Raw genomic sequence first — 22,180 nt, 5'->3', positions numbered from 1 at the left:
ATGCTGTCCTACCTGATCTTCTTCGTCACCGTGGCCGCCATCCTGTCGATCGCCACGCTCGGCCTGAACCTGCAATGGGGCGTGTCGGGCCAGTTCAATGCCGGCGTCGTCGGCTTCCTGGCGGTGGGCGGCTACAGCTTGGCCATCCTCACGATGCCGGTGAGCCAGGACCTGCTGGTGCGCCTGAACGCGCCGTTCGCGCTCGGCCTCGCGGGTGCGCTGGTGATCAGCGGCGTCGTCGCGCTGCTCGTGGGCATGGCGACGCTGCGCCTGCGCAGCGACTACCTCGCCATCGCGACCTTCGGCATCGCGTCGTCCATCCAGGTGCTGGTCAACAACCTCGAGCCGCTCACCGGCGGCTCGCGCGGCCTGGTGGGCATTCCGCGGCCGTTCGAGTCGCTGGGCCCGCAAGGCTTCGCCTGGGCGTATCTCGTGATCGTCCTGTGCATCCTGGCGCTCGTCTACACGGCACTGCAGGCGTTGCTCCGGTCGCCATGGGGCCGCGTGCAGCGCGCCCTGCGCGAAGACGAAGCGGTGTGCGCGGCGCTCGGCAAGAACGTGGTGCGCTTCCGGCTCACCGCCTTCGTGATGGGCGCGATGCTCATGGGACTGTCGGGGGCGCTCTATGCGGGCTTCGTGGGCACCACGAGCCCGGGCGAATTCATGCCGATCCTCACGTTCCAGATCTGGGCCATGCTGATCGTCGGCGGCAGCGGCAGCAATGCGGGCGCCATCGCCGGCAGCTTCGTGATCTGGGGCCTGTGGACGCTCTCCGGCGCCGCCATCGTCTCGGCACTGCCGCCCCAATGGCAGGCGCAGGGCGGCGCGCTGCAATCGATTCTCGTCGGGCTGGTGCTGGTCTCCACGCTGTTGTTCCGGCCGCAGGGCCTGTTCGGGCCGCGTCGCGCCGCCTGAGGCGCGCCATGCCCTTCGCACCGCCATTCCTTTGCTTCCATTGCTTCCTTCCCAACCCTCCAGGAGTCATGACATGAGCGTTTACAAAAGCAGGTGGCCGGCCGTGGCCGCGCTGGGCCTTGCGATGGCCGCGGGCCAGGCCTTCGCGCAGCAGGAGTGTCCCAAGCTCGGCGGCGTGGTGGCCCTCACCGGTGCCCAGGGAGCGATCGGCAAGGTGATCGCCGACGCCGGCAAGCTCGCGGTCGACCAGGTCAACAAGGCCGGTGGCGTGAAGGGCTGCCAGGTCGAGTTCGTGCTGCGCGACGACACCAGCCAGCCGTCCGTGGGCCTGGACGCCGCGCGCTTCCTGGTCGACGTGCAGAAGGTCAACGCGCTGGTCGGCTTCGTCGGCAGCGGCACGGCGCTCGCGGTCGTGAACTCGGTCTCGGTGCCCAACAAGATCCCGACGGTGGCCTGCTGCGCCGTGACGCCCACGCTCACGCGCATGGCCGAAGAGGGCAAGACCGGCGGCTACTTCTTCCGCACCATTCCCACGGCGCGCACCACGGCGCTCGCGCATGCCAAGGCGGTGACCGAGCGCGGCTACAAGAAGACCGTGATCATGTACATCAACAACGACTTCGGCAACGGCGTGGCGCCCGACACCAAGACGGCCATCGAGAAGATGGGCGGCAAGGTCGTGGGCAGCTTCGGCTATGCCGAGAACCAGCCGTCCTACCGGTCCGACGTGACCAAGGCGCTGGCGCTCGAGCCCGATTCGCTGGTGCTGGTCGGCCTGTCGGCGGACGGCACGGTGCTGCTGCGCGAATGGTTCGCGCTGGGCGGCACCCGGAACGTCGTGCTGCACAACACCATGCGGTCGATGGACGTCATCAAGGGCGTGGGCGAGCGCTTCCTCGACAAGGCCGTCGGCATCGACAACGGCCAGGCGACCGGCCCCACCGCCGATGCCTTCAACCACGACTTCCAGACGGCCTACAACCGTCCCGCGGTCGGCCCCGGCCTGCACACGATGTACGACGCCGCGGCCGTCACGCTGCTGGCGATGCAGGCCGCGCCCAAGCTCGACGGCGCGTCGATCCGCGACGCCATGCGCGCCGTGCAGGACCCCGCCGGCATCGAGGTCGGCCCGGGCGTGGAAGGGCTCAAGAAGGGGCTGGACGCGCTGAAGGCCGGCCAGAAGATCCGCTACGTCGGCGCCACCGGCGCGTTTCGCTTCGACAAGAACGGCGACGTCAGCGGGCCGATGCTGATCTGGAAGCTCAGCAATGGCGCCATCGTCACCGAGAGCACGATCCCGCTCGAAGAGATGCAGGCCCTGAACCAGAAGGCCGGCTTCTGAGCCGCGCCGCCACCAGGAGATCCACATGACCATCGAAACCATCACGCTCGCGCCGGACTACACCATCTCGCGCGTGGCCAAGGGCAACTGGCAGCTCGCCACGCGCCACGGCACGCCCTACGCCCAGGAAGACGCCGTCGAGGACATGCGCCGCTTCGTCGAGGCGGGCATCAACGCCTTCGACTGCGCCGACCACTATGTGGGCGTCGAGGACACCATCGGCGTGTTCCGCCGCAAATACCCCGAGCTCGCGAAGCGGCTGCGGGTGTCGACCAAGTACACGCCCGACATCGACCTGATCCCGCGCTTGACGAAGCGCGACGTCGAAGTAGCCGTCGACCTGTCGCTGCGCCGGCTGGGCGTCGAGCGGCTCGACCTCGTGCAGTTCCACTGGTGGGACTACGACGTGCCCGGCTGCACGCAGGCGCTGCTGTGGCTGCAGGAATTCCAGAAGGCCGGCAAGGTGGCGCACATCGGCACCACCAACTTCAACGTCGCGCACATGAAGGAGATCGTCGGCGCCGGCGTCACGCTGCTCACCAACCAGCTGCAGTATTCGCTGCTCGACCTGCGCCCCGAGCGCGGCATGGTCGACTTCTGCCGCGACAACGGCATCCACCTGTTCTGCTACGGCACCATCGCCGGCGGCTTCCTGTCGAACCGCTGGCTGGGCCAGGCCGATCCGCCGCAGCCCTACGCCAACCGGTCGCTCGTGAAGTACCGGCTGATGGTCGAGGAGTTCGGCGGCTGGGAGGTCTTCCAGTCGATGCTGCGCGACCTCGACGGCATCGCGAAGAAGCACGGCAGCAACATCGCCGCGGTGTCGGCGCGCTACGTGCTCGACAAGCCGCAGGTCGCCTGCGCGCTGGTCGGCGCCAAGGACGCGAAGCACCTCGACGAGACGCTCGACATCTTCCGGCTGCAGCTCGATGCCGAGGACACCGCGAAGCTCGACGCCCTGGCGAGCGCCATGCCCGGTGCGCTGGGCGACTGCTACGACGTGGAGCGCGACAAGGAAAGCGTGCACGCCAAGATCATGCAGATGAACCAGAACACGCACGGCGCTCCAGAGAAGATGGAGATGTCGCCCCAGCTCGAAGCCCTGCGCGGCTGAAACCCAAACCCCACGGAGTGAAGATGGACCACACCCAGAAGACCGCGGCGGGAACGCCCGATGTGTTCGAGCTCTATGACCTGCGCGTCGAGGTGGTCGAGTCCGACCGGCCCTTCGTCATGCATGTGAAGAAGGGCGACTACTTCGACGTGATCGGCGGGCGCATCGTGCTGCCCGCGGACAACCCGACCTTCTCGCTGTACGGCATGTTGGCCGTGCTGCCCTTCATCCCGGCCAAGCAGCGCCCGACGCATCCGAACGACTGGATGACGTCGGACTGCCTGATCGCGTCCACCGACCCGGCCTGCGGTGCGCGCTTCAAGATCACGCGGCTCGAGAAGCGGCCGCTGCACCACGGCGACTTCAGCGTGGTGCCGCTGGGCGAGACCAACGGCTGATCCGCATGCCGCGGCGGCCATGATGCAGCAGGCCCCACGCGTCGCGGGCTATTGCGCGCTGTGCCGTTCGCGCTGCGGCGCGCAGTTCGTCGTGGAGGACGGCCGCCTGACGGGTGTCGAGCCGCTGGCAGGCCATCCGACCGGCGGTGCCTTGTGTGCCAAGGGCCGCGCCGGCCCCGAACTGCAGTACCACCCGGCAAGGCTCACGCGGCCCTTGCGCCGCACGCGCCCGCGCAGCGATCCCGACCCGGGCTGGGTCGAGGTTTCATGGGACGAAGCGCTCGGCGACATCGCCGCGCGGCTGATGGCCATCCGCGCGGAGAGCGGCGCGCACGCCGTCGCCTTCGCGAGCGCATCGCCCGGCGCCACCGCGCTGTCGGACAGCCTCGAGTGGATCGAGCGGCTGGTCTTCGCGTTCGGCAGCCCGAACTTCCTCACCGGCGTCGAGATCTGCAACTGGCATCGCGACCACAACCATGCCTTCACCTTCGGCACCGGCATCGGCATGCCCGACTACGCGAACAGCGAGCTCGTGATGTTGTGGGGCTTCAACCCCGGCAACGTGTGGCTCGCGCAGGCGCAGGGCGTGGCGGCTGCGCAGGCGCGCGGCGCGAAGTTGCTGGTCGTCGACCCGGTGCGCACGCGCCATGCGCGCCAGGCCGACCTGTGGCTGCCGGTGCGGCCCGGCACCGACGCGGCGCTCGCGCTGGGCCTGGCGCGCGAGCTGATCGCGCAAGGCCGGCATGACGACGACTTCGTGCGCCGCTGGACCAACGCGCCCTTCCTGATCCGCGAGGACGACGGCCGGCCGCTGACCGCCCGCGACCTGCATCCGCATGCGCCCGGGAACGCCGAAGGGCAGGGCGAGCGGCCACTGGCCTGGCACCAGGCGCGGGGCGCGCCGGTGGCGCTGGACACCTCGGAGGCCATGGCCCCGTCGCTGTCGGCGGTGCTCGCGCTCTCGGGCCGTTTCGTCGTCGAGACGGCCGATGGCCCAGTCGCCTGCCGGCCCGCCATGGCGCACTACATGGCCGCATGCGAGCCCTGGACGCCGCAGGCGGTCGAGGCCTTCACCGGCGTGCCGGAAGCGCAGGTGCGCGAGGCGGCGCGGATGATCGGCGAGGCCGGACAGCGCATCAGCTACTTCAGCTGGACCGGCATCGCCCAGCACGCCAACGCGACGCAGACAGACCGCGCGATCGCCTTGCTCTATGCCATCACTGGCAGCGTCGATGCGCCCGGCGGCAACCTGCACCTGGCGCGTGCGCCCGCAGCGAAGATCAGCGACCGGACGCTGCTCGATCCGGCACAGGCCGCCCGCGCGCTGGGGCTGGCGCAGCGCCCGCTCGGCCCGCCGGCGCATGGCTGGACGCTCGGCGCCGACTTCCATCGGGCGGTCGTGCAGGGCGAGCCCTACCGGGTGCGGGCGCTGGTCGGCTTCGGCGCCAACCTGCTCATGTCCCAGCCCGATTCGCAGGCCATCCGCGCGGCGCTGGAGGGGCTCGAGTTCCAGGTGCACTGCGACCTGTTCGAGACGCCCACCGCGCGCCACGCCGACTACCTGCTGCCGGTGCGCACGCCCTACGAGCGCGAGGGCCTGCGTATCGGTTTCGAGATCGATGCCGCCGCGCAGCACACCGTGCAGCTGCGGCCGGCGGTGGTCGCACCGGCGCCGCGGAGCGAGGCGCATGCCGACCTGGACATCGTGTTCGACCTGGCCGTGCGGCTGGGCCACGGCGACCTTTTCTTCGACGGCGATGTCGAGCGCGGCTGGAACCATGCATTGGCGCCGCTGGGCCTCACGGTGGCCGCGCTGCGTGCCCAGCCGCAAGGCATGGTGAGGCTGCCTTTCGTGCAGCGTCCGCGCCAGTACGCCGAGCCGGCTGCGGAAGGCGGCGTGCGCGGCTTTGCGACGCCGAGCCGGCGCGTCGAGATCCATGCGTCGCGCTTTGCGGCCGAGGGCATCCCGCCGGTGCCGGAGGTCGTCGCACCGCGGGCGCGCTTCGATGCCGGCAGCCCGTCGTCGGCCGCGGCGTGGCCGCTCACGCTGTGCTGCGCCAAGAGCGGCTACTACTGCCAGAGCCAGCACCGCGGCCTGGCGACGCTGCGTGCGCGCGAGCCCGAGCCGCAGGCGCGCCTGCATCCGGCACTCGCCGACGCGCGAGGCATCGCGCCCGGCGATGCGTTCGAGGTGCACACCGCCCGCGGCGCGGCGCGCTTCCGGGCCGTGCTGGACGACGACCTGGCGCCGGACGTGGTCATGGCCAGCTTCGGCTGGTGGCAGGCCTGCGAGGACCTGGGACTCGGGCCGGTCGATCCGCTCAGTCCGGACCACAGCAACATGAACGCGCTCGTCGACGCCGCGGTGGCGGACGGCCCGTCCGGCTCGGTACCGCTGCGCGCCTACCCCTGCGACGTGCAGGCCGTGGCGGCCGTCCGGCGCTGGCGCGGCTGGAAGACGCTGACGCTGCGCTGCCTCTCGCGCCCGGCCGACGGCGTGATCGAACTCGGGTTGGCGGCACCCGATGGCACGTTGCTGCCCGACCACCGGCCGGGCCAGCATGTCCGCCTGGCCTTCGACCTGCCCGGCCTCGCGCGCACGGAGCGCTTCTATTCGCTGATCCACGCCGCGGACGTCGCAGGCCATCCCGAATGGCGGATCGCAGTGCGACGCGGCGCGGCGCTGTCCGATGCGCTGCACCGCCACTTCGAGGCGCAGCCCGGCGCCGTACTGGCCGTGCAGGCGCAGTCGCCGGACGGTCGCTTCCTGCTGCCGGTCACGCCGGCGCGGCCGACCGTGCTGATCGCCACGGGCATCGGCATCACGCCCTTCCTGTCGATGCTCGAAACCATGGCGGCCGCCCGGCCGTCAACGTCGGCATCGCCACCCATGCTGCTGCTCTACGGCAACCGCGATGCGGGTCACCATGCCTTCGCCTCGCGGCTGGCCGCACTGGCCCGCGCGTTGCCTGCGCTGACCATCGTCGACCGCTACAGCCGCAGCGGTGCCGTGTCGGTCGACCGCACGCCCGATCGCATCGGTCGCATCAGCGTCCGCGACATCGGCGCGGCATGGTTCGATGCCGACGCGCGCTTCTACCTGTGCGGTTCGCCGACGATGCTGCGCGAGTTCCGCGGCGGCCTGCGCGCGCGCGGCGTGCCACCTTTCGCGATCTTCAGCGAGAGCTTCGAGGCGGCCGCACCGCCACCGGTGGGCGGTGGCCGCTTCGACATCCACTTCCTGCGCAGCGGACGCCGTGCAGTGTGGGACGGCCACGACCGCAGCCTGCTCGCGATGGCCGAGCGGCTCGGCATACCGGCTGCCGGCGGATGCCGCGTCGGCCAATGCGAGAGCTGCCGCGTCGGCCTGCGCGCCGGCCATGTCCATCACTTCGCAGCCACGGCCGTCGCGGACGAGGGCGACTGCCTGGCCTGCATCGCCGTGCCGGCCAGCCACCTGGAGATCGATCTGTGAACGCCATCGACAAGCCTTCCACGAACACGCCTGCGCCGCGGCGCTTCGCACTCATCGGCCATGGCCGGATCGGTGGGCCGGTCGTGCGGGCCTGGCGCGACGGCGCGCTCGACGGATGGACGCTGGCCGCCGTGCTGGTGCGACAGGCGCCCGCCGATGCCGAGCGCTGGATGACGACGGATGTCGATGCCTTCCTGGGCAGCGCGCCCGACCTGATCGTCGAGGCCGCTGGCCCCGCCGCGCTGGCCGCCCACGCCGTGGCGGCGCTCGCCGTCGCCGACCTCTGGACGGTGAGCGCCGCGGCGCTGGCCGATGCGGACCTGAGCGCGCGCATCGCGCGGCAGGCCCGCCTGCATGGCCACCGGCTGCGCGTGCTGGCCGGTGCGATCGCCGGGCTGGACGGCGTGGCGATGTCGAGCGTCGATCCCGATGCCGTGCTCGATCTGGAAATCGAGCTGCCGCCCGGCGGCGCCCAACCGGCGGGCGAGCGCTTCCGGGGCAGCGTGCGGGACGCGGCGGCCCTGTTCCCGAACAGCGTGAACGTGGCCGCCGCCGCCGCCCTGGCCGGTCCGGGGCTGGACGCCACGCGCATCCGCGTGAGCCATCCCGGCGAAGTTGCGCGCAACCGGCTCGCGCTGACGGCCGAGAGCCGCTTCGGCACCGTGCGCGCGGAGGTGCTGCCGCGCGTCGGCCCCGGCATTCATCCGGTGGCGGCCTCCATCATTGCGGCGCTGCAGCAGCAACTGCGCCCGGTCTGGGTCGGCTGAGCGCGCCGGCCGAGGCCGGCTGGCCGTCCCGGCTTCCGTATCCGTCGGCCGGTTCGTCGCCCTCGAACGGGGCGTGAAGTGCTGCAGTGCACCAATGTGCGGCGCCGCGTTCCATTTTCAAATGTCTCATTGACAGAACATTCGAAGTAGCAAAACATCGGCCGCATGTCGCAGATGCCTTTGCCGAAATACCACCAGATCTACCTGGTGTTGCGAGAGCAACTCGACGAGGGCCGTTTCGCCGACGGCCTGCCCGGCGAACTGGCATTGATGGCCGAATTCGGCGTGGCGCGCGTCACCGTGCGCCGCGCGCTCGAACGCCTGGCCGCCGAAGGCCTGATCTCGCGCAACCCGGGCCGCCGCACGCGGGCACTGGCACCGCCGGCCGCCAACGATGCCCGCGGCACCGAGGGCATGTCGCGCGCCAACCTGCGCGGGCTGCTCGAGAACCTGGTGACGATGGGCCTGCACACGTCGGTCAAGGTGATCGACGTGGCGACCATCACCGCGTCCACGCAGGTCGCCGATGCGCTGCAGCTGCAGCTCGGCGACCCGGTCCAGAAAGCGGTGCGCGTGCGCTCCACCCGCGAAGGCCCGCTGTCCCACATCACGACCTACGTGCCCGCCGGCATCGCGCGGCGCTTCGGTCGCCGCGAGCTCGCGAAGAAGCCGATCCTCGTGCTGCTGGAGGAGTCGGGCGTGAAGGTCGGCCGTGCGCACCAGACCATCTCCGCGCGCCTGGCCGACAACGTGCTCGCGCAGCACCTCGAAGTCTCGGTCGGCTCCGCGCTGCTCGCGGTGCGCCGGCTGATCTATGACGACGCCGACAGGCCCGTGCAATGGCTGCACGGCCTCTACCGGCCCGACCGATACACCTACGAGATGCAGCTGTCCCGCGTGGGCGGCATCGACGCCAAGGTGTGGGTCAGCAATGACGTGTCAGCCCAGTTCAACTGAAAAGGAAAGCCCCATGCAGAATCGCCGCCGCTTCGTATCGCAGTCCGCTGCGATGGCCACCGCCATCGCCTTCCCGCTCGTGTCGGGTGCGCAGCCCAAGACCATCAAGGTCGGCGTGCTGCATCCGGTGACCGGCGCGCTGGCCTATTCGGGCCAGCAGTGCCGGCTCGGCGCGCAGCTGGCCATCGAGGACATCAACAAGGCGGGCGGCATCAAGTCGCTCGGCGGTGCGAAGCTCGAGGCGCTGCTGGGCGACGCGCAGTCGCAGCCGCAAGCCGGCGCGGCCGAGGTCGAGAAGATGAACGAAGCCGGCGTGTCGGCCATCGTCGGCGCCTTCGCCTCGGCGATCTGCCTGGCCACCACGCAGGCCGCGGCCAAGTACAACCTGCCGCACGTGGTCGATGTCGGCGTGGCCGACCAGATCGTCGAGCGCGGCCTGAAGAACACCTTCCGCTTCGGCCCCGGCTACAAGAAGTCGACCGAGGTCGCGATGGCCAACCTGCTGGTGCTGAACAAGGCCGCGGGCAATCCGGCCAAGACCGTGATGATCATCCACGAGGAGTCGCTGTTCGGTGCCGGCACCGCGCAACTGCTGTCGCGCGAGCTGCCGGGCTACGGCTTCGAGGTGAAGGAAGTGGTGAAGCACGCGAACCCGACGCGCGACTTCAACAACATCGTGCTGCGCATGAAGTCGATCAACCCCGACATCGTGATTCCGGCCAACTATTACAACGAATACGCGCTGCTGGTGCGCACCATGCAGCAGCAGAAGGTGCAGCCCAAGGCGATCTTCTCGGTGCTCGGCGGTGCCGCGTCGAGCTACAAGTTCGTGAAGGAATTTCCGGACGCGGCCAACGGCATCATCGACTGCAACCACTGGTTCAACCCGAAGGACAAGCGCGCGCAGGAGCTGCGCAAGCGGGTCGAGGCGCAAGGCCAGTTCTTCAGCTACGAGGTCTTCATGACCTACACCGCGATGACGGTGCTGGCCGATGCGATCGAGCGCGCCAAGTCGACCGACCGCGCCGCCATCATCGATGCGTTGGAGAAGAGCACCTTCTCGAATCACATCATGCCGTACGGTCCGACGAAGTTCGTCAACGGCCAGAACGAGGGCGCGCAGCCGCTGATGACGCAGGTCGTGAAGAACGACATCAAGGTGATCATTCCGCGCGACTACCGCGAAGTGGAACCGCTGTTCCCGCTGAAGGCCTGAACGGAGTAGCGACGCCGGATGTTCGACTTCAGCATTCTCTTTCCCTCGCTGCTCAACGGGCTCACGACCGGCGCGGTCTACGCCCTGATCGCGCTCGGGCTCACGCTGATCTACGGCGTCCTGCACATCATCAACTTCGCGCACGGTGCCAGCCTGATGCTGGCGCTGTACGCGGTCTACTTCCTGAAGGACCGGCTGGGCATCGACCCGTACCTCGCGCTGCCGGTCGTCGTGGCCGGCATGTTCGCGCTCGGCTATGGCCTGCAGCGCATCGTGATCAACCGCGCCGGCCACGGCAAGGACGAGAACATCCTGCTGGCCACGCTCGGCATCTCGATCGTGATGGAGAACCTCGCGCTGCTGTTCTTCAAGTCCGACACGCGCAACATCGACACCGCCTATTCGCTGAGCACGGTCGCCATCGGGCCCGCGATGATCGCGGTGCCCAAGCTGGTGGCTTTCGCGGGCGCGCTGGTGGTGTCGGCGCTCCTGTTCTGGATCATGGGCCGCACCGACCTCGGCCGCGCGATCCGCGCGGTGGCCAAGGAGAAGGAGGGCGCCAAGCTGATGGGCATCGACGTCGACCACGTCTATGCGATGAGCTTCGGCATCGGGCTGGCCTGCCTCGGCGCGGCCGCCTGCTTCCTGCTGCCGGCGTACTACGTCAACCCGCAGGTCGGCGGCGGCTTCGTGCTGGTGGCCTTCACCATCGTCGTGCTCGGCGGCATGGGCAGCTTCGTCGGCGCACTGATCGGCGGCTTCCTGGTGGGCGTGATCGAGTCGCTCGGCGGGCTCTATCTGGGCGATTCGCTCGGGCAGCTCGGCATCTTCGCGATCTTCATCGCCGTCGTGCTGTTCCGGCCGCAGGGCATGTTCGGAGCGAAGGCATGAGCGGTACGTCCTCATCCGGCGGCCGGCAGCTCGCCGGCATCGCGCTCTTCACCGTGCTGGTGGCCTGCGTGCCGCTCGTGACGACCTCCGGCGTCGCGCTCAACTTCGTGATGATGGCGCTCTACGCCACCCTGATCGCGCAGGCCTGGAACATCCTCGGCGGCTTCGGCGGCCAGTTCTCCTTCGGCCACGCGCTGTTCTTCGGCACGGGCGCGTACGTCCAGGCGATCGCGCAACTGCAGGGCGGCATCAACCCCTGGGCCGCGCTGCCGCTGGCGGTTGCCGGCGCGGCGGTGGTCGGGCTGTTCGTCGGCGGACTGAGCTTTCGCTACGGGCTCAAGGGCTCGTACTTCGCGCTCGTCACGCTGGCCTTTGCCGAGGTCTTCCGCATCGTCGCGGTGTCGGTGCCTTTCACGGGCGGCGGCGTCGGGCTGATGGTGCCGCTGCGCGAGTCGGTCGCGAACATGCAGTTCGCGTCGCGCGCGGGCTACCTGTGGGTCGTGCTGGGCTTCGTCGTGGCGGCGCTGCTCGTGACCTGGTGGCTGCGCAACGGCCGCTTCGGCGCCTACCTGCAGGCGGTGCGCGACAACGAGGACGCGGCGCGCGCCGTCGGCGTCAACCCGTTCCGCGTCAAGCTCGCAGCCATCTGCCTGTCGGCCGCCTTCATGGGCGCGGCGGGTGCGTTCTATGTGCAGGTGTTCCAGTACATCGACCCGGGCATCGCCTATGGCTCGGTGACCTCGGTCGAGGCGCTGGTCGCGGCCATCGTGGGCGGCATGGGCACGCTGTGGGGGCCGGTGCTCGGCGCGGTCGTGCTGCATGTGCTGGCCGACTTCACGCGCAACCTGTTCGGCGAACTGCCGGGCATCAACATGGTGATCTATGGCGTGGTGCTGGTGCTGATCGTCATCTTCCTGCCGCGCGGCATCGCGGGCATCGGGCAGTCGGTGCGGCAGCTCTGGTCGGCCCAGGGCGCGAAGGGAAAGAGCCATGACTGACGCATTGCTCGCCATCCAGGGCCTGTCGCGCGCTTTCGGCGGCCTGAAGGCCGTGCAGAACGTGAGCCTGTCGGTGCGCGAGGGCAGCCTCAGCGCGCTGATCGGCCCGAACGGCGCGGGCAAGACCACGCTGTTCGCGCTGATGTCGGGCTTCCTGCGGCCCGACAGCGGCACCGTGCGCTTCGCCGGCGAGGACATCACCGGCCGCGAGCCGCATCGCAATGCGCTGCTCGGCATGACGCGCACCTTCCAGATCGTGAAGCCCTTCGCGGCGCAGACCGTGCGCGAGAACATCGCCGTCGGTGCACACCTGCACGAGCGCCATCGCGGCGCGGCGCTGCAGCGCGCCGAGCAGGTGGCGCAACAGGTCGGCCTGGCGGCGCAGCTGGACAAGCCCGCGTCCGACCTCACGGTGGCCGGCCGCAAGCGGCTCGAACTGGCGCGTGCGCTGGCCACCCGGCCTCGCCTGCTGCTGCTCGACGAAGTGCTGGCCGGCCTCAACCCGCAGGAGATCGCCGAGATGATGCCGGTGGTGCGCGGCATCGCCGACAGCGGTGTGACCGTGCTGATGATCGAACACGTGATGCAGGCGGTGATGCACCTGGCCGAGCATGTCTGGGTGCTGGCGCAGGGCCAGCTGATCGCCGAGGGCAGTCCGGCCGAAGTGACGTCGGACGACCGGGTGGTCGAGGCCTATCTGGGCCATGGCACGGCCGCGCGCCTGCGCAAGGCCGCAGCGGGGAGCACGCCATGACCGCACTCCTCGAGATCAACGCATTGCGCGGCGGCTACGGCCGCGTCGAGGTGCTGCGTGGCGTCGACCTGCAGGTGAACGCGGGCGAGATGGTCGCGCTGCTCGGCAGCAACGGTGCCGGCAAGTCCACGCTCAACAAGGTGATGTGCGGCCTGGTGCCGGCCTGGAGCGGCAGCGTGCGCTTCGACGGCCACGACCTGAGCGGCGCGCACTACCGCGACGTGGTGAAGGCCGGCCTGATCCAGGTGCCCGAAGGCCGCAAGGTGTTCCCCAACCTCAGCGTGCTGGAGAACCTCGAGCTCGGTTCGTTCACCCGTGCCCGCGAGCGCCGCGCCAGCAACCTCGAGAAGGTGTTCGGCATCTTCCCGCGGCTGAAGGAGCGCATCGGGCAGAACGCCGGCACCATGAGCGGCGGCGAGCAGCAGATGCTCGCGATCGGCCGCGGCCTGATGGCCGAGCCGGTGCTGCTGATCCTCGACGAGCCATCGCTCGGCCTGTCGCCGCTGCTGGTGGAAGAGATGTTCGCGCTGATCCGCCGGCTGCGCGACGACGGGCTCGCCGTGCTGCTGGTCGAGCAGAACGTCGGCCAGTCGCTCGAGATCGCCGACCGCGCCTATGTGCTGGAGAACGGCAGCATCCGCTTCTCCGGCCTGCCGCAGGACCTGCTCGCCAGCGACGACCTGCGGCGCGCCTACCTCGGACTGTGAGCCGCGCAATGCAAGCCGACACTTCCCTGAAAGCCGAAGCCGCGTCGTCGCACGTGCAGCCGAGGACACCGCCGCAGACGCTGGCCCAGAAGCTCATCGCACGGGCCTGCGGCCGGGAGCAGGTCGCGGTCGGCGAGATCGTGACCTGCGCGGTCGACATGGCGATGTTCCATGACTCTTCCGGGCCGCGCCGCCTGCAGCCGATGCTCGAATCGCTGGGCGCGCAGATCTGGGACAAGTCGCGCGTCGTGCTGGTGATGGACCACTACGTGCCCGAACGCGACGACGACTCCCGCCGCATCGTGCGCATCGCACGCGACTGGGCGCGCGACCAGCAGTTGCCGCACGTCTACGACAGCATGGGCATCTGCCACGTCGTGGTGCCGCAGCACGGCCACATCCGGCCTGGCATGCTGTGCGTCGGCGGCGACTCGCATTCGCCCACCGGCGGTGCCTTCGGCGCCTACATGTTCGGCGTCGGCAGCACCGAGATGCTCGGCGTGGTCGTGACCGGCCAGATCTGGCTGCGCGTGCCCGAGACCATCCAGATGTGGTGGGACGGCGCCTTGCCCGCCGGCGTCACCGCCAAGGACATGATGCTGCACATGATCGGCCGCTTCGGCATGAACGGCGGGCGCTACCAGGCGGTCGAGTTCGCGGGGCCGGCGGTGCAGGCGCTGTCGATGCAGGAGCGCATGACGCTGTCGAACATGAGCGCCGAACTCGGCGCGCAGGCCGGCTTGATCGCGCCCGACGCGACCACCAGCGCCTTCCTCGCCGAGGCCGGCGCGCCACCGGTCGACACCGCGCCCTGGTTCACCGACGCCGACGCGGTGCTGACCCGCCACCGCTTCGATGCGTCCACGCTGGAGCCGCACGTCGCGGCGCCGCACAGCCCGGCGAACTCGCGCGGCGTGAGCCACTACGCGGGCACGCCGATCGACGTCGCCTACATCGGCGCCTGTACCGGCGCCAAGCTGGCCGACCTGCGCGCCGCCGCCGACGTGCTGCGCGGCCACCGCGTGGCGGCCGGCCTGCGGCTGATCGTCGCGCCCGCCAGCCTGCGCGACCAGGACCAGGCGCGCGACGAGGGCGTGTTGCAGGTGCTGCTGGACGCCGGCGCCGAACTGTTCCCGACCGCCTGCGGCGCCTGCGCCGGTTATGGCGATCCGATGGGCGACGACGTCGCCGTGATGTCCACCACCGCGCGCAACTTCAAGGGCCGCATGGGCTCGGCGAGTGCGCAGGTGTACCTGGGTTCGCCGTACACCGTGGCGGCCACGGCGCTGCGCGGCTGCGTCACCGATCCACGCGAGGTGCTGGCATGAGCGCGCCGATGCCATCGACGGCACGGACCCATCGCGTCTGGCGCCTCGGCGCCGACATCGACACCGACCTGCTCGCGCCCGGCCATGCGATGAAGTTCGGCATCGAGACCATCGCGAAGCACTGCCTCGAAACCGTGCGCCCCGAGTTCGCGCGCGAGGTGCAGCGCGGCGACGTGATCGTCGCCGGGCCGAACTTCGGCATCGGCTCCTCGCGCGAGCAGGCGGCCGAGGCACTGGTGCTGCTCGGCGTCGCCGCGGTGATCGCGCCGTCGTACAGCGGCCTCTATTTCCGCAACGCCTTCAACCTCGGCCTGCTGCTGCTGACCTGCGGCGACGTCGACGCGCTGGCCGACGGCGACCGCATCGGGCTCGACCTGACGGCGCCGGCGTTGATCGCACCCGGCGGCGCGCGTCTCGCGTGCGAGCCCATTCCCGGCTTTCTCCTGGACATGGTCCGCGCCGGCGGACTGATGAACCAACTGCGCCAGCGTGCTGGCAAGGAACCCCTCGATGCCTGAAACCACATCCACGCCGGCGCCTGCCGCGATGGACCCCGTCACGCTCGCCGTGCTGCGCGGACGCCTCGAACAGGTGGCCGACGAGATGGACGCGACGCTCTACCGCAGCGCCTTCAATCCGATCATTGCCGAGGCCCACGACGCCTGCCACGGCCTGTACGACGCCGCCACCGGCGACACGCTGGTGCAGGGCAAGTCGGGCCTTCCGGTGTTCGTCGGCGCCATGGCCTTCGCCGTGCGCGCCACCGCCAAGGCCGCGGCGCCGCGCGGCGGCATGCAGGACGGCGACATCTGGATCAGCAACGACCCGTACGACGGCGGCACGCACGCCAACGACTTCAAGCTGGTGAAGCCCTTCTTCCGCCACGGCAAGCTCTACTGCTACATGGCCTCGGCCGCGCACTGGCACGACGTCGGCGGCGCGGTGCCCGGCAACTACAACCCGGCGGCCACCGAGTGCTGGCAAGAGGCGGTGCAGATACCGCCGGTGCGCATCGTGCGCGGCGGCGTGCTCGACGAAGACGTGCTGGCCATCCTGCGTGCCAACACCCGCCTGCCCGAGAGCCTCTGGGGCGACCTGAACGGCCAGCTCGCCGCGCTCGAACTCGGCGCCAGGCGCCTCGACGGCCTGCTCGACGAGTACGGCGACGCGCTGGTGCTGCAGGCCATGGGCGAGCTGCGCAGCCGCGCGCTGAAGCTGATGCGCTCGCACATCGCTTCGCTGCCCGACGGCCGCTACAGCTTCGAGGACCTGCTCGACAACGACGGCATCGTCAACACGCCGCTGACCATCGCGCTCGACATGACGGTGGCCGGCGACCGGCTCACGCTCGACTTCTCGCGCACCTCGGCGCAATGCGCGGGGCCGGTGAACATCTCGCGCGCCACCTCGGTGGCGGCCTGCTACGTGGCGCTGAAGCACCTGTTCCCGGACGTGCCCGCCAACGCGGGCGTGCTCGATGCGGTGGACTTCGTGATGCCCGACCGCCTGGTCATCACGGCCGAGCGGCCCCGCCCGGTCGGTGGCTACACCGAGACCATCCTGCGCATGATCGACGTGATCCACAGCGCAGCCGCATTGGCCGACCCGACGCGTGCCGTGGCGCAGGCCTACGGCACCATCAATGCGCTGTCGATCGCCGGCCACCGCAGCGACAAGGGCCGCGAAGGCCAGCGCTGGGTGATGTTCAGCTTCTTCGGCGGCGGCCACGGCGGGCATTCGTCCGGCGATGGCCTGTCGCATGCCAACGCGCCGATCTCCACCGCGACCATTCCGCCGCTGGAGATCCTCGAAGCCGCGTATCCGGTGCGCTTCACCGAATGGTCGCTGCGCGCCGACTCGGGCGGCGAGGGCAAGTACCGCGGCGGCCTCGGTGCGGTCTACGAGATCGAACTGCTCGAGAAGGACGCCGAGGTGTTCGTCTTCGGCGAGCGCGGCGTGTCGCCGCCCAAGGGCGTGGCCGGCGGCGGCAGCGGCGCGGTCAACGTCTTCAGCTACGAGAACGATGGTGCCTGGCACACGCCGCCGATGGTGTCGAAGATGCACGGCATCCGTCTCGCGCAAGGCGAGCGGGTCCGGCTCGAGACACCGGGCGGCGGCGGCTGGGGGCCGTTCGCCGAACGCGGCAGCGCGGCGCGCCAGAACGACGGCGCGATGGGATACGTGGGGCAGGTGAAGCAGGTGGTCGCCGACGACGGCGCAGAGCAGGGCAAGGCATCGACATGACAGCAGCAGACATTCCCTCGACCGCCGGCCTCGTGGTCGGCGTGGACGTGGGCGGCACCTTCACCGACCTCTTCGTGCTCGACGAAGCCAGGGGCACGGCGCGCATCGTCAAGGTGCCGTCGACCCGCGGCGAGGAAGCGCGCGGCTTCATGAACGGCGTGGCACGCGTGGCCGACTCGGCGGCGGCCATCGCCACCATCGTGCATGGCACCACGGTCGGCACCAATGCGCTGCTCGAACGCAAGGTCGCGCGCACCGGGATCATCACCACGCGCGGCTTCCGCGACGTGCTGGAGATGCGCCGCCGCGACCGGCCGCAGACCTGGGGCCTGCGCGGCAGCTTCCTGCCGGTGGTGCCACGCGACCTGCGGCTGGAGGTCGACGAGCGCGTGCTGGCCGACGGCACGCTGCACACGCCGGTCGACCTCGACCAGGTGCGCGGCCAGACGCGCGCGCTGCTCGAGGCCGGCTGCGAAGCGGTCTGCGTGTTCTTCATCAACACCTATGCGAACGACACCAACGAGCGGCTGGCCGTGGCCGCGGTGCGTGAGCTCTGGCCGAACGCCTATGTGACCTCGGCGAACGAAGTGCTGCCCGAGATCCGCGAGTTCGAGCGCTGCTCCACGGCCACGCTGAACGCGGCGCTGCAGCCGGTGGTCGGCAGCTACCTGGAACGCCTGGAGTCCGACCTGCGCGGGCAGGGCTTCGACGGCGAGCTGCTGGTGGTGCAGAGCAATGGCGGCGTGATGTCGCGCCGGACGGCCAGCGACCTGCCGGTGCGCACCGCGCTTTCGGGCCCGGCGGCGGGCGTGATCGCCTGCGCCGAGATCGCACGCGCCGCGGGCTTTCCGGACGCGATCACCGGCGACATGGGCGGCACGTCCTTCGACGTGTCGCTGGTGGCGAACGGCGAAGCCGCGCTGGCCGCGCAGACCGCGATCGAATTCGGCATGGTGATCCGCTCGCCGATGATCCAGATCGAGACCATCGGCGCGGGCGGCGGATCGATCGCCTCGGTCGACGCGAGCGGCATGCTGCAGGTCGGCCCCGAGTCGGCCGGCAGCGTGCCCGGCCCGGCCTGCTACGGCCGCGGCAACATGCGCCCGACCGTGACCGACGCCAACGTGCTGCTCGGCCGCATCGCCGCCGACCGGCCGCTGGGTGGCGGCCTGCTGGCCGCGCTGGATGCGGGCAAGTCGCGCGAGGCGATCGAGACGCACGTCGCCGGGCCGCTCGGCCTCGACGCCTACACCGCGGCCGAAGCCATCCTCACGGTGGCCAACGCGCGCATGGCGGGCGCGATCCGGCTGGTGTCGATCGAGCGCGGGCACGATCCGCGCAAGTTCGCCTACATGCCCTTCGGTGGCGGCGGTGCGCTGCACGTCTGCGCCATGATGCGCGAGGTCGGCGTGGCCACCGGCATCGTGCCGCGCTATCCGGGCGTGACATCGGCGCTGGGCTGCGTGATCGCCGACATGCGGCACGACGCGGTCCAGACCATCAACCGGCCCCTGGCCGAGCTCGACGTGGCCGACCTGCAGCAGCGCATCGCGACGCTGGCGGCGACCTGCCAGGAGCGGCTCGATTCGTCGGGCGTGCGCTTCGACGCGGTGCGCGAGGTGGTCGCGCTCGACATGCTCTATGCGGGCCAGACCCACACGCTGCCGGTGCTGCTGCCCGAAGGCAGCGGCGCGACGCTCACGCGCGAATCGGTCCGTACCGCGTTCGAGGCGGCCTACGCCGCTGCCTTCGGCCGCGTGCTGGAGGGCATCGGCATCCGCGTGATGAACCTGCGCTACGCGCGCATCGGCGTGCGGCCCAAGTTCGACCTCGCGGTGCTGGCGCCTGAAGGGGCGGGCAGCACGGCGTCGCTCGGCACGCAGCGCGTGTTCCATCAAGGCCGGTGGCACGAGGCGGCGCGCTACGCACGGCTCGAACTGCCGATCGGCACACGCGTCGACGGCCCGGCGATCCTGGAACAGGCCGACACCACCGTGTGGCTCGAACCCGGCTTCCATGCCGAGGTGGATCGTTTCGGCAACCTGCTGGTGAGGCCAGCATGAGCGCAGTCCCAAGCAAGCTCGCACCGCAGTGTGGAGCACGGAGGTACACCAATGAGCAGTGACGCGAAACTCGTGGCGCCGAAGACGGCGCTGGTCATCATCGACCTGCAGAACGACTTCCTCGATGCCAACGGCGCCTATGCGCGCGGCGGCGACACCAATCCGCCGGCGCTGCTGCTGCCCGCGCGCGTGGCTGCCGTGGCGCGGGCGCTCAAGGCCGCGGGCGGCCTGGTGGTCGCGAGCCAGTTCACGCTGTGGCCCGGCGCGTCCGGCGAGCCGATGGTGTCGCCGCACCTGAAGGCGCTGCGGCCTTACCTGAAGAAGGGCGACTTCGCACCGGGCAGCTGGGGCCAGGCGAACGTCGACGCGCTGGCCGGGCTGATCGACGTCACGGTCAGCAAGGTCGCGTACTCCGCCTTCTTCAACACCCAGCTCGACTGGGTGCTTCGCCGCGGCGGCATCGACACGGTGGCGGTCTGCGGCATCGTGACCAACGGCGGCGTGGCGAGCACGGTGCGCGACGCGCACATGCGCGACTACCGCACGCTGGTGCTGGGCGATGGCTGCGCGGCCTTCGGCGAAGAGCGCCACCAGACCTCGCTGGCGGACATGCGCAACGTGGCCGAGGTCACGGACTGTGCGGCCTTCATCGGATCGATCGGATGAACGCGGCGCCCGCCGGCCGCATGCCGCGACGCAGCATCCGGCGTGCCGCGCGGCTCGATGCGCCGGTGCATGTCGACGTCGCGATCGTCGGCGCGGGCGCCTGCGGGCTCACGACCGCGCTGATGCTGCACGACGCCGGCATCGACTGCGTCGTGCTCGAACGCGATGCGGTGCCGAGCGGCTCGACCGCGCTGTCCTCCGGCTTCATCCCGGCACCCGGCACGCTCGCGCAGCGCGCGCAGGGCATTGCGGACGACAGCGCCGCCCGCTTCGCCACCGACATCCAGGCCAAGGCGCACGGCCGCGCCGCGCCGGCACTGCTGCAGGCCTATGCGCGGGCCATCGGTCCGGCGCTCGATGCGCTGCAGCAGCGGCACGGTTTCGACTGGCAGGTGCTCGACGGCTTTCTCTACCCCGGCCACACCCGGCACCGCATGCACACGCTGCCGCCCAGGACCGGCGCGTCGCTGATGGCACGCCTGCAGGCGGCGGTCGAGGCGGCCGGCATTCCGGTGCTGACGCAGGCGGTGGTCGACGTGCTGTACGTCGACGCCGCAGACCGCGCACTCGGCGTGGGCTACCTGCGCCCCGACGGCCAGGAAGAAACGCTGGGCTGCGACGCGCTGGTGCTCGCCTGCAACGGCTTCGGCGGCAACGCGGCGATGGTGCGCGCGCTGCTGCCCGAGATGGCCGACGCCGCGTTCGGCGGCCATGCCGGCAACGACGGCAGCGCGATCGTCTGGGGCGAGGCGCTGGGCGCGCGGCTGCGTGACCTCGGTGGCTACCAGGGCCACGGTTCCTGGGTGACGCCGCAGGGCGCGTTGATGTCCTGGGCCGTGATGATGGAAGGCGGCGTGCAGGTCAACGGCGCAGGCCGGCGCTTCCACGACGAGACGCTCGGCTATTCCGAGGCCGCGGTCCACGTGCTCGCGCAACCGGGCGGCATCGCCTGGAACGTGTTCGACGCGCCGCTGCTCGACCTGGCACGCGGCTTTCCCGATTTCTGCGATGCCGAGTCGGCCGGCGCACTGCGCCGCTGCGAATCGACAGAGGCGCTCGCGGCCTGCATCGGCTGCGATGCCGCGGTGCTGCAGGCCACGCTCGACGCCATGCGCCGTGCCGATGTGCAGCCTGACGGCCGCCGCTTCCGGCGCGGGCTCGATGCGCCGTACTTCGCCGTCAAGGTGACCGGCGCGCTGTTCCACACCCAGGGCGGACTCGACGTCGCACCCGACATGCGCGTGCTGCGTGCCGACGGCGCGCCGCTGCCGAACCTGCTGGCCGCCGGCGGCGCCGCGGGTGGCGTGTCCGGCGATGCGGTCTGGGGCTATCTCTCCGGCAACGGGCTGTTGAGCGCGGTGGCCGGCGGCTTCCTCGCGGCAGCGACCGCCGCGGCGCTGGTGCGCCAGAAAGACATGCAATGACCTCACCTTCCCTCAAGACCCGGCTCGCATCGAAGGACATCGTGCTGGCGCCCGGCGTGTACGACGCGCTGAGTGCGCTGGTCGCCGAGCAGGCCGGCTTCGAGGCGCTCTACCTGTCGGGCGCATCGATCGCCTACACGCGGCTCGGCCGGTCCGACATCGGCCTGACGACCTTCACCGAAGTGCAGGACACGCTCGCCCACATCACCGAGCGCGTGCGGCTGCCGGTGATCGTCGATGCCGACACCGGCTTCGGCAACGCGCTCAACACGCAGCGCACGGTGCGCGGCTTCGAGCGCGCCGGCGCCGCGATGATCCAGATCGAGGACCAGACCTTTCCCAAGCGCTGCGGCCATCTCGACGGCAAGGGCGTGGTCCCGGCGCGCGAAATGGTCGGCAAGCTCAAGGCCGCGCTCGACGCACGGCAGTCGGCCGACACGCTGATCCTCGCGCGCACCGATGCGCTGGCGATCGAGGGCATCGACGCCGCGCTCGACCGCGCCGAGGCGTACCTCGAAACCGGCGTTGACGCGCTCTTCATCGAGGCCCTGCGTTCGCCCGCGCAGATGGACGTGGCCTGTGGCCGCTTCGCGCATCGCGTGCCGCTGCTGGCCAACATGGTCGAAGGCGGCAAGACGCCGATCCAGGACGCCGATGCGCTGCAGGCCCATGGCTTCCGGATCGCGATCTTCCCGGGTGGCACCGCACGCGCCGTGGTCCATACGCTGCAGGGCTACTACGGCAGCCTCCAGCAGCACCGCACGACCCAGCCCTGGCGCGACCGGATGCTGGATTTCGATGGACTGAACGAAGTGATCGGCACGCCCGAACTGATCCGGACCGGGCAGCAGTACGACTGACGGCGGCAGCGCCGCACCCTCTATAACCCGCGCCGCAAGTCGGTCTTTGGGTTTCCGCGTG

General features: G+C 70.5%; 19 protein-coding genes. All 19 read left to right on the top strand.

Annotated elements, in window-relative coordinates; all coding sequences use genetic code 11:
* Nucleotides 1-915, top strand: a complete 915-nt coding sequence (locus AC07PZ_RS15705; RefSeq protein ID WP_495296030.1) for a branched-chain amino acid ABC transporter permease — start codon at nucleotides 1-3, stop codon at nucleotides 913-915.
* Nucleotides 916-988: 73 nt separating this feature from the next.
* The gene (locus AC07PZ_RS15700) at nucleotides 989-2,257 is read left to right on the top strand and encodes an ABC transporter substrate-binding protein (RefSeq protein WP_495296029.1); all 1,269 of its coding nucleotides are present in this window, start codon (nucleotides 989-991) and stop codon (nucleotides 2,255-2,257) included.
* 25 nt (nucleotides 2,258-2,282) lie between these two features.
* Nucleotides 2,283-3,371 carry an aldo/keto reductase gene (locus AC07PZ_RS15695; protein ID WP_495296028.1) on the top strand — a complete coding sequence of 363 codons (1,089 nt, stop codon included), beginning with the start codon at nucleotides 2,283-2,285 and terminating at the stop codon, nucleotides 3,369-3,371.
* 23 nt (nucleotides 3,372-3,394) lie between these two features.
* The gene (locus AC07PZ_RS15690) at nucleotides 3,395-3,769 is read left to right on the top strand and encodes a TIGR04076 family protein (protein WP_495296027.1); all 375 of its coding nucleotides are present in this window, start codon (nucleotides 3,395-3,397) and stop codon (nucleotides 3,767-3,769) included.
* A gap of 22 nt (nucleotides 3,770-3,791) precedes the next feature.
* Complete coding sequence (locus AC07PZ_RS15685) at nucleotides 3,792-7,244, top strand: molybdopterin-dependent oxidoreductase (protein ID WP_495296026.1); 3,453 nt, start codon at nucleotides 3,792-3,794, stop codon at nucleotides 7,242-7,244.
* A complete protein-coding gene (locus AC07PZ_RS15680) occupies nucleotides 7,241-8,011 on the top strand; it encodes an aspartate dehydrogenase domain-containing protein (RefSeq protein ID WP_495296025.1) in 771 nt (256 codons plus the stop codon). The genes AC07PZ_RS15685 and AC07PZ_RS15680 overlap by 4 nt, the downstream gene beginning before the upstream one ends.
* A gap of 174 nt (nucleotides 8,012-8,185) precedes the next feature.
* Nucleotides 8,186-8,968, top strand: a complete 783-nt coding sequence (locus AC07PZ_RS15675) for a GntR family transcriptional regulator (RefSeq protein ID WP_495296131.1) — start codon at nucleotides 8,186-8,188, stop codon at nucleotides 8,966-8,968.
* A gap of 13 nt (nucleotides 8,969-8,981) precedes the next feature.
* Nucleotides 8,982-10,184: an ABC transporter substrate-binding protein gene (locus AC07PZ_RS15670; protein ID WP_495296024.1), complete on the top strand. Its 1,203-nt coding sequence runs from the start codon at nucleotides 8,982-8,984 to the stop codon at nucleotides 10,182-10,184.
* Between the two features lie 18 nt (nucleotides 10,185-10,202).
* On the top strand, nucleotides 10,203-11,075 hold the full coding sequence (locus AC07PZ_RS15665; RefSeq protein WP_495296023.1) for a branched-chain amino acid ABC transporter permease: 873 nt from the start codon (nucleotides 10,203-10,205) through the stop codon (nucleotides 11,073-11,075).
* Complete coding sequence (locus AC07PZ_RS15660) at nucleotides 11,072-12,073, top strand: branched-chain amino acid ABC transporter permease (protein WP_495296022.1); 1,002 nt, start codon at nucleotides 11,072-11,074, stop codon at nucleotides 12,071-12,073. Before AC07PZ_RS15665 ends, AC07PZ_RS15660 begins: the two co-directional genes overlap by 4 nt.
* Entirely contained in the window at nucleotides 12,066-12,827 is a 762-nt protein-coding gene (locus AC07PZ_RS15655; protein WP_495296021.1) for an ABC transporter ATP-binding protein, read from the top strand. The genes AC07PZ_RS15660 and AC07PZ_RS15655 overlap by 8 nt, the downstream gene beginning before the upstream one ends.
* Nucleotides 12,824-13,534 carry an ABC transporter ATP-binding protein gene (locus tag AC07PZ_RS15650; RefSeq protein ID WP_495296020.1) on the top strand — a complete coding sequence of 237 codons (711 nt, stop codon included), beginning with the start codon at nucleotides 12,824-12,826 and terminating at the stop codon, nucleotides 13,532-13,534. The genes AC07PZ_RS15655 and AC07PZ_RS15650 overlap by 4 nt, the downstream gene beginning before the upstream one ends.
* Before the next feature lie 8 nt (nucleotides 13,535-13,542).
* On the top strand, nucleotides 13,543-14,862 hold the full coding sequence (locus AC07PZ_RS15645) for a 3-isopropylmalate dehydratase large subunit (protein WP_495296019.1): 1,320 nt from the start codon (nucleotides 13,543-13,545) through the stop codon (nucleotides 14,860-14,862).
* Nucleotides 14,859-15,380 (top strand): LeuD/DmdB family oxidoreductase small subunit, encoded by a 522-nt coding sequence (locus tag AC07PZ_RS15640; RefSeq protein WP_495296018.1) that lies wholly within the window; start codon nucleotides 14,859-14,861, stop codon nucleotides 15,378-15,380. The genes AC07PZ_RS15645 and AC07PZ_RS15640 overlap by 4 nt, the downstream gene beginning before the upstream one ends.
* Nucleotides 15,373-17,106, top strand: coding sequence for a hydantoinase B/oxoprolinase family protein (locus AC07PZ_RS15635; RefSeq protein WP_495296017.1), 1,734 nt, complete (start codon nucleotides 15,373-15,375; stop codon nucleotides 17,104-17,106). Before AC07PZ_RS15640 ends, AC07PZ_RS15635 begins: the two co-directional genes overlap by 8 nt.
* Complete coding sequence (locus AC07PZ_RS15630; protein ID WP_495296016.1) at nucleotides 17,103-19,169, top strand: hydantoinase/oxoprolinase family protein; 2,067 nt, start codon at nucleotides 17,103-17,105, stop codon at nucleotides 19,167-19,169. Before AC07PZ_RS15635 ends, AC07PZ_RS15630 begins: the two co-directional genes overlap by 4 nt.
* A gap of 51 nt (nucleotides 19,170-19,220) precedes the next feature.
* On the top strand, nucleotides 19,221-19,835 hold the full coding sequence (locus AC07PZ_RS15625) for a cysteine hydrolase family protein (protein ID WP_495296015.1): 615 nt from the start codon (nucleotides 19,221-19,223) through the stop codon (nucleotides 19,833-19,835).
* On the top strand, nucleotides 19,832-21,259 hold the full coding sequence (locus tag AC07PZ_RS15620; RefSeq protein ID WP_495296014.1) for an FAD-dependent oxidoreductase: 1,428 nt from the start codon (nucleotides 19,832-19,834) through the stop codon (nucleotides 21,257-21,259). The genes AC07PZ_RS15625 and AC07PZ_RS15620 overlap by 4 nt, the downstream gene beginning before the upstream one ends.
* A complete protein-coding gene (locus AC07PZ_RS15615; protein ID WP_495296013.1) occupies nucleotides 21,256-22,119 on the top strand; it encodes an isocitrate lyase/PEP mutase family protein in 864 nt (287 codons plus the stop codon). The genes AC07PZ_RS15620 and AC07PZ_RS15615 overlap by 4 nt, the downstream gene beginning before the upstream one ends.
* Nucleotides 22,120-22,180: the final 61 nt, after the last annotated feature.

The organism is Variovorax sp. GW821-FHT10B04, assembly GCF_059415645.1.
The sequence above is the reverse complement of the archived record's forward strand: the minus strand, read 5'-3'. Positions and strand labels throughout refer to the sequence as shown.

Excerpts from the sequence above, each read along its gene's own strand:
- AC07PZ_RS15705 (WP_495296030.1), top strand. The coding sequence starts at position 1 with ATGCTGTCCTACCTGATCTTCTTCGTCACCGTGGCCGCCATCCTGTCG.
- AC07PZ_RS15700 (WP_495296029.1), top strand. The coding sequence starts at position 989 with ATGAGCGTTTACAAAAGCAGGTGGCCGGCCGTGGCCGCGCTGGGCCTT.
- AC07PZ_RS15695 (WP_495296028.1), top strand. The coding sequence starts at position 2,283 with ATGACCATCGAAACCATCACGCTCGCGCCGGACTACACCATCTCGCGC.
- AC07PZ_RS15690 (WP_495296027.1), top strand. The coding sequence starts at position 3,395 with ATGGACCACACCCAGAAGACCGCGGCGGGAACGCCCGATGTGTTCGAG.
- AC07PZ_RS15685 (WP_495296026.1), top strand. The coding sequence starts at position 3,792 with ATGCAGCAGGCCCCACGCGTCGCGGGCTATTGCGCGCTGTGCCGTTCG.
- AC07PZ_RS15675 (WP_495296131.1), top strand. The coding sequence starts at position 8,186 with ATGCCTTTGCCGAAATACCACCAGATCTACCTGGTGTTGCGAGAGCAA.
- AC07PZ_RS15670 (WP_495296024.1), top strand. The coding sequence starts at position 8,982 with ATGCAGAATCGCCGCCGCTTCGTATCGCAGTCCGCTGCGATGGCCACC.
- AC07PZ_RS15665 (WP_495296023.1), top strand. The coding sequence starts at position 10,203 with ATGTTCGACTTCAGCATTCTCTTTCCCTCGCTGCTCAACGGGCTCACG.
- AC07PZ_RS15660 (WP_495296022.1), top strand. The coding sequence starts at position 11,072 with ATGAGCGGTACGTCCTCATCCGGCGGCCGGCAGCTCGCCGGCATCGCG.
- AC07PZ_RS15655 (WP_495296021.1), top strand. The coding sequence starts at position 12,066 with ATGACTGACGCATTGCTCGCCATCCAGGGCCTGTCGCGCGCTTTCGGC.
- AC07PZ_RS15650 (WP_495296020.1), top strand. The coding sequence starts at position 12,824 with ATGACCGCACTCCTCGAGATCAACGCATTGCGCGGCGGCTACGGCCGC.
- AC07PZ_RS15645 (WP_495296019.1), top strand. The coding sequence starts at position 13,543 with ATGCAAGCCGACACTTCCCTGAAAGCCGAAGCCGCGTCGTCGCACGTG.
- AC07PZ_RS15640 (WP_495296018.1), top strand. The coding sequence starts at position 14,859 with ATGAGCGCGCCGATGCCATCGACGGCACGGACCCATCGCGTCTGGCGC.
- AC07PZ_RS15635 (WP_495296017.1), top strand. The coding sequence starts at position 15,373 with ATGCCTGAAACCACATCCACGCCGGCGCCTGCCGCGATGGACCCCGTC.
- AC07PZ_RS15630 (WP_495296016.1), top strand. The coding sequence starts at position 17,103 with ATGACAGCAGCAGACATTCCCTCGACCGCCGGCCTCGTGGTCGGCGTG.
- AC07PZ_RS15625 (WP_495296015.1), top strand. The coding sequence starts at position 19,221 with ATGAGCAGTGACGCGAAACTCGTGGCGCCGAAGACGGCGCTGGTCATC.
- AC07PZ_RS15620 (WP_495296014.1), top strand. The coding sequence starts at position 19,832 with ATGAACGCGGCGCCCGCCGGCCGCATGCCGCGACGCAGCATCCGGCGT.
- AC07PZ_RS15615 (WP_495296013.1), top strand. The coding sequence starts at position 21,256 with ATGACCTCACCTTCCCTCAAGACCCGGCTCGCATCGAAGGACATCGTG.